Raw genomic sequence first — 8,884 nt, 5'->3', positions numbered from 1 at the left:
GATGATATGCAGTTTTCATTGTGCAAAGTATAGCTGAAAGATATGATGGGGGCATAGCTCAGTTGGGAGAGCACCTGCCTTGCAAGCAGGGGGTCAGGAGTTCGAATCTCCTTGTCTCCACCAATAAATTATGTTTTTAAATAACAAATGAAAATTATTTCGATTCAGATACAAGCAGAACGAGGCAAGTGAATGAGTAAGGAGAGAGCGTACTAAGGCTACGTGACCGACGAGCGATATGAAACTTAACGAAGTTATGCGAAGTATATCAATCGAAAGAAACAATATGGTTATAAAAGAGGAGAGGATACACCTGTACCCATACCGAACACAGAAGTTAAGCTCTTCATCGCTGATGGTACTTAGACCGCAGGGTCTTGGGAGAGTAGGTCATAGCCAATTGGATAAAGGAGGCAGGCATTTATGCTTGTCTTTTTTTATTGCTTTTTTTCTCTTTTTTATTTATTATATATATATTATATTTTATTATAATAATTGAAATGAGGGAGAAATTTGATTTATAATTTACTAAATGGTCTTGGAATTTTGGTTGGTTCTATTATTGGATTATTGCTTAGTAATGGGATACCGGAAAGAGTGAGTAATTCACTTATGAAAGCAATGGGATTGGTAGTATTGTATATTGGAATAGAAACAAGCCTATCAGGTAAAAATATATCTGTGATTGTGATTTCATTGGCGATTGGCACTATAATAGGAGAGATTTTGGATATAGATAACAGTATTAATAAATTTGGTAAATTTTTAGAAAATAAAATTGCTGCTAATAATGAAAATTCTAAGTTTTCTGAGGCATTTGTTACTACATCTATATTATTTTGTGCGGGAGCTATGGGTATAGTGGGCTCATTGCAGGCCGGACTTAACGGTTCTGGAGACACTCTTCTTGCTAAAACTCTTATAGACGGTATTGTTGCATGTATATTTACTACAAGTCTTGGATACGGGGTTATTTTTTCTGCTTTTTCTGTTATTTTATATCAAGGAATATTTGTTTTACTTGCAAGTGCTCTCAGCAATATTCTTGGTGAAAATATAATTGACTCTATATCTGCAGTAGGTGGTATAATAATATTGGGCATGGGTATAAATCTTTTGACAAATTCTAATATAAAAGTTGCTAATATGGTGTTATCTATATTCTTTTCTATAATATTTGGATTTTTTAAAATACTTTAGATAGAACATATTTTTATAAAAATTTACTAATATGTTTGATTATATATAATCTGTTGCTGCAAACATATTACCTTAAAGAATAAATTAAACCTATTTCATTAATAAACTAAAATTTAATTAGTTTTTTTGAAATATTATCACTCAGCATAATACAAATTTTTCTTACAAATTAAATTTAATATAAATTTTAACTTTTTTGTATGATAGGAGATTATTACTTTGAAAGAGAATAATGTTTATAATACAATAGTGCATCCATTAGAACCTCTTTATGATAAAAATTCAAAAATACTTATACTTGGCAGTTTTCCATCTGTTAAAACAAGAGAAGTTGGATTTTTTTATGGGCATAAGCAAAATAGATTTTGGAAAGTTTTATCGAAACTTTTTGAGATTGAAATATCTGATGATATTGATGACAGGAGAAGATTGTTGCTTGATAAAGGTATTGCTGTATGGGATGCAATATATAAATGTGATATAATTGCATCGAGTGACAGCAGTATAAAAAATGTACTACCAACAAACTTATCTGATATATTTGAACATTCTGATGTAAAAAAAGTTTTTTGTAATGGAAATACCTCATATAAATATTACAATATGTATCAAGGTAAAATATATGATTATGAGGTAGTAAATTTACCAAGTACAAGTCCTGCTAATGCCAGCTATTCGCTTGATAAATTAGTGAATAGCTGGAAAGTCATACTTGAATACATTTAAGTTTAAAAAATATTAATAGACTTGTTTGATAACTCAATTTTATCTGAACTATACTTATTACACCATAGCAATCTTTTAATTCCTTAACAACTACCTTGACAGCTATAAAATCGTATATTTCTTCAAAAGTTTTATTTTTAAATTTCATCTTAAAATAGCTAAAAGTAATTGTAAAAATTAATATTAGAAAAGCTATTTTTTTTAAATATGAAATTTTAGATATTTACGGTCATTGACTGTATGTAATCGAACAAGTCTAATTTAAGCCTATTATATATCTAATTCTATACTGTCAGATATATAATAGTGGTATCCGTTTTTAATACAGTAATATTTTATTTTTTGTATTAGGAGTTTATTAGTTGTATATTCAGTTATATATATTTTAATGCCTAAATGTTTGTATTTTTTTAAGTGTTCTTTGTAGTATGAATTTGTTTCCTTTGTTTGACTTATAAGCTTATTATTCTTGAAATCAATTGAAGAAAATACGCTTTCTTGATTTATTCCATTTAATATGTTATTTAGACTCTTGTATTTTTTGTAATATTTGTCTATAAAAAAATCTCCGCCATTTATTATGACATCTTTATTATATTTTTTTAAATCTTTTAGTAATTCTGAGACACCATCAAATATTTGTTCACTCTCATTGTAGTAATACACATCTGTATTGTCTATGAAAAAACCGTCAATACCTTTGTCTATGAGAGATTTTGCAAGAGTGTTGATTATAAAATCATGCCATTTTTTATTTGAAATATCAATCCAATATTCTTCTTCCCAATTTTCATAGTTTTTTAAAATTATATTTTTAAAATTGTTATAGTAAGGTCTGAAGTTTTCAATAGAGCCTATATTTAAGTAAGAATAAACTGTAATACCCTTGCTTTTAAGAACATTTATGGCTTTTTTTGAAAAATTTTGTGCATCTATTACAACTATGTCATAGTTGTATAATTTGTATAAATCGTCTTCTGATATATTTAAAAAAACACCATATTTAGGCAGATTTTCACAGTATGAAAATGTACTTGTAGAAGCGATAAATATTATTATAAATAGCATTTTAAAAAGTTTTAAATTCATTTTAACTCCAATATTATTAAAACAATACATTGACTATTGTATAAAAAATTATATTTAATGCTAAAATTTGATAGAAGTATGCATACAATTAATAAAAATCTACAATATTGAATATAGAGTGGTAAAATATAGATCTATATAATTTAAATAAGTTTTGGTATAATTATGTAATCACAGTATATCATATTTATTTTAAAATAGATATTTTAAATTTTGACGAATATATTTAATTATGTTAAAATTTTTATTAGAATTTATTTGTTTATAGATTGATTTCAAATTAGATTAATATTATATTTTTATATGATAAATTATAAAATATGAGGTAGATTATGGAAATATTTAATAAAATAAAATTTAATTCACCGGTATTGCTTTCATTTGTGTTAATAAGTTTTTTAGCCTTATTGCTTGATATATTTACAGGGGGTAATTCAAATAAACTATTATTTTGTGTATATCGTTCAAGTTTTTTTGATCCGCTTACATATATAAGGCTGTTCACGCATGTGCTTGGGCATAGTGATTGGTCGCATTATATAAATAATATTCTGTTGATGCTAATAGTAGGTCCTTTATTAGAAGAAAAGTATGGAAGCTTGAATATAATAATAATGATATTTATAACGGCATTTATAAGCGGTATAGTAAGCATAATATTTTTCCCAAATGTTGCATTGCTTGGAGCAAGCGGTGTAGTGTTTGCATTTATATTGGTGTCATCTATTACAAGTTTTGAATATGGGAAAATACCTCTTACATTCATATTAGTCGCTTTTGTGTATATTGGAGGGCAGGTAGTAGATGCTGTTTTTGTAAGAGATAATATTTCGAATTCAACACATATAATAGGTGGAATAATTGGTAGTATATACGGATATTATATGAATAAATCAAAAATATGATTGGTGATTATTATGAGCGAAATTATAAGCGTAGTAGGTGCCGGAGGAAAAACAACTTTCATAGAAGACTGTGCACAAAATTTATCAAAATTTAACGATATATTAATATCTACTACGACAAAAATGAGATTGCCGAAATTGAGAAAATACGATTATCTAATTATGAACAGAGAAAATTTTGAAATATATAAAGAATATTTTTTAAAAAATAATATACTGAAATCACAAAATTATTTAGAAGAATTTATTTTATTAAAAAATAGACTTCACTATTTTAATAAAAAGTATATATTTAAAAATATTAAGTTTGCTAAAAGATGTATCATATCTCAAAAAAAAGTAAATTTTCATAAAAAAAATGGATATATATATTACTTTTTATTTGAGATTCTTATAGGAAAATCAAATAAAAAATTTGCTCATATAACAGATGAACAATTAGAACTATTTAAAGATAAGTTTGAATATATATTCTTGGAGTCGGACGGAGCTAAGGGAAAGTCATTAAAATTTCCCAAAACATATGAACCGGTAATTTCAAAATATACTACAAAAACTATAGCCATATTTGATATAAATATGATAGGAAAACAGATAAAGGACAATATCTATAACGAAGAAGAATTTGTAAAAAACATAGTATCCGATAATTTTGAAAATGAAGAAAAAATAATATCCATAGAGCATATATACAAACTTATAACAATAAAAAACGGACTTTTTAAGAATTCAAAAGGTGAAAAAATATTATGTATAAATAAACTTAAATCAGACTATAATGTTTATAATAAATTAAAAAAAATGTTAGAAGCTACAGCTATACAGATAGTTATTAAGAAAATGAAGTAATATAAAAATATGTTTTTTAAAATGATACTTACTTTATCCTAAAACTAAAAAATATTATATGTTAGAAAATAAATATATCTTAACTTTACAATAAATTTCAATTATTTTATAATATTACGATAAACGTATTTCTTGACTATTATTTTAATGAGGAAGCTTATGAAAATACTTATACTTACAAATAAAGTAGGCGGAGGGCATAATTCTACCGCTAATGCATTAAAAATAGAATTTGAAAAATATGACAATGTTGAATGTAAAATTATAGATTCTTTTGAATATATATCCCCTGTTTTGCAAGAAGGAATATCTAAAAGCTATATATTATCAACGACGGTATTTCCATATCTGTATGCCGGAGGTTACAGGTATCAGGAGATTATGGATGAAAAAGAAACAAAAGATGCGGGAGATAATGTAGTGAACTATTTATTTACGCAAAAATTATTGACATATTTTGAGGAAGAATTTTATCCGGACATAGTCATAAGCACACATATATTTTCAGCTCAATTGATAAATCTGATGTTAGAAAAAAAACTTATAGATGTTATATCTGTGGGAATAATAACAGATTTTACAATACACCCTCATTGGTGCAGATTATCAAATTTGGATTATTTTGTAACGGCAAGTGAGCTTTTGACATACCAGGCTGTAAAAAAAGGCATAAAAAAAGAAAAAATACTGCCATTTGGAATACCTATAAATGATAAATTCAATGTGCATATCAACAAGATGGAAGCGAAAAGAATGCTTGGATTGAATGAAAATAAAAAGACTATTTTATTTATGTCAGGCTCAATGGGATATGGAAACATAGTTAAAATGGTAAAGAGAATAGACCATATATTAGATGATTTTGAATTATTGGTAGTATGCGGAAACAGTAAAAAAAGTAAAAAAGATTTGGAAAAGACAAAATTTCATCACAATGTAAAAATATATGGCTTTGTTGATAATGTAGATGTTATGATGAGTGCCTGTGATTTAGTAATAACTAAACCTGGAGGTCTTACAAGCTGTGAAGTTTTATCAAAGAATCTTCCCATGATAATGGTAAATCCTATACCAGGTCAAGAAGAAAGAAACGTAGAGTTCTTGACAAACAATGGTTGTGCAGTTTATTCAACACCCACATTTCCGGTTGATGAAGCATTTTATCAACTATATTGTTATCAGGAAAAATTAGAAAATATGAAAAAAAATATATCAATGATAAGAAAACCGAACGCAGCAACAGATATATGCAAGTTTTTAATAAATATGTAAATTTTATACAAAAAGTTGCTTAAAGATTTAATATGTATTAATTACTAAATTTTATCAAAATAATATAAAGAATTTTTAAATAATAAAGGAAGAAATATTTGTGAAAGATATAGAACTATGGAATGAATTTGTCGCTAAGAACAACATTGTAGAAAATAAAACATTCAGTTCATGGCAATTCGGTATCAATGACGTACAAGCGGATGAGCTTTCATCACTTGTAGTTAGCGGTAAAAAAACTGCTACAGCATCAGCTCATATATTGTATGAATTAGAGGGTGAAGAAATACCCAAAGAAGGTGAATATAGTATAATTTTAAATTCAAAAAACGAAGCGGTTTGCATAATACAAACAAGCAAAGTGTACATTACACAATTTAACAAAGTTTCTGAAAATCACGCTTACAAAGAGGGTGAAGGAGATAGAAGCTTAAGATATTGGCAAAAAGTACACGAAGAATTTTTTAAAAAAGAATTATCTGAAACAGGACTTGAGTTTGAAACAAATATGAATGTGGTATGTGAAGAATTTGAAGTTGTTTATAAATCTTGATTAATACTATCTAATAGAATAAATAATATAACTATACAACATTAATATAAATTATTTATTTAAATAAGCAATGATTCTAAATTTATATTATTCTATAAGATTTTATTATAAAAACTCTGAAAAATTAAAAAATGGATATTATTTGTGTATTAAAACACAGATGATATCCATTTTTTATAATATAGTGTGTACTGTTAATTAGTGAATGATACTGAAATTCTATAGAACTATTGAATAAACAAATATAATTCTGGCAAGATATATTGCAAAAACATAACTAATAGAAGTCGTATACAGTCAATAGTCTACAAATAAATTTAGCATAGATTTTGATTTATAATATATTGAATATTGTATTTATTTTTGCTTTAATAAGTCTCTTATTTCTGTAAGCAGAACTTCCTCTTTAGTAGGTTCATCTTCTTTTGCTTCTTCAATCTCTTCTTGTTTTTTCAGTGAGTTTATAACCTTTATAAATGCAAATATACAAAGTGCAATTATTATAAAATCAACTATGTTTTGTATAAAATTACCATAGTTTAGAGTTATTTGTTCTATTCCTTTTTCTTTATTTTCTTGAGTAAGTACAATTTTTAAGTTTGTAAAATTTATTTCTCCGGTTATTTTTGATATCAAAGGCATGATTATGTCATTTACAAGAGATGTTACTATCTTTCCGAACGCACCACCTATTATCACCCCTACAGCCATATCAATAACATTGCCTTTTATTGAAAATTCTTTAAATTCCTTAATAAAACTCATAAAATATCCTCCTGATTGTATAATACCTATATTGGTGCTGATGCCAATTTAAAAATAAGTTATAGTGTATCAAAAAATACATGATAAATCAATTATGAATTTATTAGGATAAGGTATTTTTTTGAAAATTAAAGTCTGTAGTTCAAATTTTAGCTACTTCATCTATAAAATCTATATACACTTCATCTTTTTCTTCTATAATTATATTTCCGTTAGTTATATTTAATAAATCCTGTTTTAAATCTCCTAAATTTTCGTGTTTTTCATATAATATGAACTTTACGCTTTCAAAAAAATTCAGGAGCTTTAAATAGTATATGATTATTTTCTATAAATTTTTGAATTTTTCCTATAAAATTGTAATCTATACTTATTTCCAATTGTTTAAATATTCTTTTTTCGACTATGGTGTTTGAAGAAAGTGCTATCTTTGCAGTTTTTGAATATGCTCTCGTAAGTCCTCCTGCACCTAATTTTATACCGCCAAAATATCTTGTAGCAATTATCAGGCAGTTTGTTATATTTTGTTTTTTTAACACTTCAAGCATAGGAACTCCGGCAGTTGAACTTGGTTCTTTGTCATCGCTGCATTTCATTATACTCATATCATCATTTAATATGTAGGCATAACAGTTGTGTGTAGCATCATAATGTTGTTTTTTTATAGATTTTATAAAATTTTCAGCTTCATCTTGTGATGATATATGAAAACTGTAACCTATAAATCGTGATTTTTCTATTATAATTTCATCATTTGTATTGTTAAGCACAGTTTTGTATTCTCTCATAATCAGTACCAATTATTTTAAAAGTTTATCGTAGTCAGATAAATCATCATCATCTAATATTCCATAGCAAGTAAATCTGTCAGAGTCGACATATGAATCATCAAAAAAATTGGCATTGCTCTCACTAAGCATATCGTCTACATCTTCATAGTATTCATCATAAGTATCTTCAAAATAATAGTTATTTCTTGACGAAATTATGGAGTTTAAAGAGTTCATCTTATATTCTTTAATACGCGATACATCAGTATGCTCTACATACAACATCATAGCGAAAATTATTTCTTCAAAAGGGGTAGAACCGTATTTCATAATAATCTCCTGATAAAATATAATTTTAATAATCATACCCTAAGTTTTTTTAAAATAAACCATATTATTAGTGATATTAATACCTAATTAAAATAACATGTAACATTAAAATATAAAAAATGCGTTTGAGTATGTTTGATTAAGAAGATTACGAGTTTTATAGTACCGAAAATACTTTTAATCAAATACATTTAATTTAATATTTTTATTATATGTCTATTTAAATAGGTTTTAGTATAAAATGAACTCTGATATAGAAAAAATTAATTTTACAATTTTATATGATATATGTGAAATTATTTTTTTGTTTCATTTAAGAAAATTTTTCACTAAAAATTTAATCAAAATATTGACAGATTGTTTTTTTTGTTATATTATTATTACATCAACATTATGTGCTGATATTTTTTAATTTAATTACAAAA

The 8,884-nt window shown here is 25.8% G+C and carries 11 protein-coding genes, 1 tRNA gene and 1 rRNA gene; 8 read left to right on the top strand and 5 right to left on the bottom strand.

Going from position 1 to position 8,884, the window contains the following annotated elements; all coding sequences use genetic code 11:
- Positions 1–47 precede the first annotated feature (47 nt).
- The 4 genes from HMPREF9629_RS10895 (at position 48) to HMPREF9629_RS10880 (ending at position 1,926) form a co-directional block, all read left to right on the top strand.
- Positions 48–123 (top strand) — tRNA-Ala (locus HMPREF9629_RS10895).
- A 162-nt stretch (positions 124–285) separates the two neighbouring features.
- Positions 286–402 (top strand): 5S ribosomal RNA (gene rrf / locus HMPREF9629_RS10890).
- A 111-nt stretch (positions 403–513) separates the two neighbouring features.
- Positions 514–1,200, top strand: coding sequence for a DUF554 domain-containing protein (locus HMPREF9629_RS10885; RefSeq protein ID WP_009526442.1), 687 nt, complete (start codon positions 514–516; stop codon positions 1,198–1,200).
- A 219-nt stretch (positions 1,201–1,419) separates the two neighbouring features.
- Positions 1,420–1,926 carry a DNA-deoxyinosine glycosylase gene (locus tag HMPREF9629_RS10880; RefSeq protein WP_009526441.1) on the top strand — a complete coding sequence of 169 codons (507 nt, stop codon included), beginning with the start codon at positions 1,420–1,422 and terminating at the stop codon, positions 1,924–1,926.
- Here HMPREF9629_RS10880 and HMPREF9629_RS12700 read toward each other — a convergent pair.
- On the bottom strand, positions 1,907–2,074 hold the full coding sequence (locus HMPREF9629_RS12700) for a hypothetical protein (RefSeq protein ID WP_242822054.1): 168 nt from the start codon (positions 2,072–2,074) through the stop codon (positions 1,907–1,909). The two genes, HMPREF9629_RS10880 and HMPREF9629_RS12700, sit on opposite strands and share 20 nt — an antisense overlap.
- A 122-nt stretch (positions 2,075–2,196) precedes the next feature.
- Positions 2,197–3,015: an endo alpha-1,4 polygalactosaminidase gene (locus HMPREF9629_RS10875; RefSeq protein WP_009526440.1), complete on the bottom strand. Its 819-nt coding sequence runs from the start codon at positions 3,013–3,015 to the stop codon at positions 2,197–2,199.
- Between the two features lie 332 nt (positions 3,016–3,347).
- Here HMPREF9629_RS10875 and HMPREF9629_RS10870 point away from each other — a divergent pair, with 332 nt between their 5' ends.
- From HMPREF9629_RS10870 to HMPREF9629_RS10855, 4 genes are all read left to right on the top strand, one after another.
- Positions 3,348–3,920: a rhomboid family intramembrane serine protease gene (locus tag HMPREF9629_RS10870; protein WP_009526439.1), complete on the top strand. Its 573-nt coding sequence runs from the start codon at positions 3,348–3,350 to the stop codon at positions 3,918–3,920.
- A gap of 12 nt (positions 3,921–3,932) precedes the next feature.
- Complete coding sequence (gene yqeC / locus HMPREF9629_RS10865) at positions 3,933–4,769, top strand: selenium cofactor biosynthesis protein YqeC (RefSeq protein WP_009526438.1); 837 nt, start codon at positions 3,933–3,935, stop codon at positions 4,767–4,769.
- A gap of 159 nt (positions 4,770–4,928) precedes the next feature.
- Positions 4,929–6,041, top strand: a complete 1,113-nt coding sequence (locus HMPREF9629_RS10860) for an MGDG synthase family glycosyltransferase (protein WP_009526437.1) — start codon at positions 4,929–4,931, stop codon at positions 6,039–6,041.
- Positions 6,042–6,141: 100 nt separating this feature from the next.
- Positions 6,142–6,594 carry an ASCH domain-containing protein gene (locus HMPREF9629_RS10855; RefSeq protein WP_009526436.1) on the top strand — a complete coding sequence of 151 codons (453 nt, stop codon included), beginning with the start codon at positions 6,142–6,144 and terminating at the stop codon, positions 6,592–6,594.
- 357 nt (positions 6,595–6,951) lie between these two features.
- On the opposite strand, the gene mscL is transcribed toward HMPREF9629_RS10855, so the two are convergent.
- The 3 genes from mscL to HMPREF9629_RS10840 form a co-directional block, all read right to left on the bottom strand.
- Positions 6,952–7,359 (bottom strand): large-conductance mechanosensitive channel protein MscL, encoded by a 408-nt coding sequence (gene mscL, locus HMPREF9629_RS10850; RefSeq protein WP_009526435.1) that lies wholly within the window; start codon positions 7,357–7,359, stop codon positions 6,952–6,954.
- A gap of 287 nt (positions 7,360–7,646) precedes the next feature.
- Entirely contained in the window at positions 7,647–8,147 is a 501-nt protein-coding gene (locus HMPREF9629_RS10845; protein ID WP_009526434.1) for a YigZ family protein, read from the bottom strand.
- Between the two features lie 12 nt (positions 8,148–8,159).
- Positions 8,160–8,459: a hypothetical protein gene (locus HMPREF9629_RS10840; protein WP_009526433.1), complete on the bottom strand. Its 300-nt coding sequence runs from the start codon at positions 8,457–8,459 to the stop codon at positions 8,160–8,162.
- Between the last annotated feature and the right edge of the window lie 425 nt (positions 8,460–8,884).

It is taken from the genome of Peptoanaerobacter stomatis (assembly GCF_000238115.1).
Lineage (GTDB): Bacteria > Bacillota > Clostridia > Peptostreptococcales > Filifactoraceae > Peptoanaerobacter > Peptoanaerobacter stomatis.
Note: the sequence above shows the minus strand (reverse complement) of the source record. Positions and strands in the feature narration are given on the sequence as shown.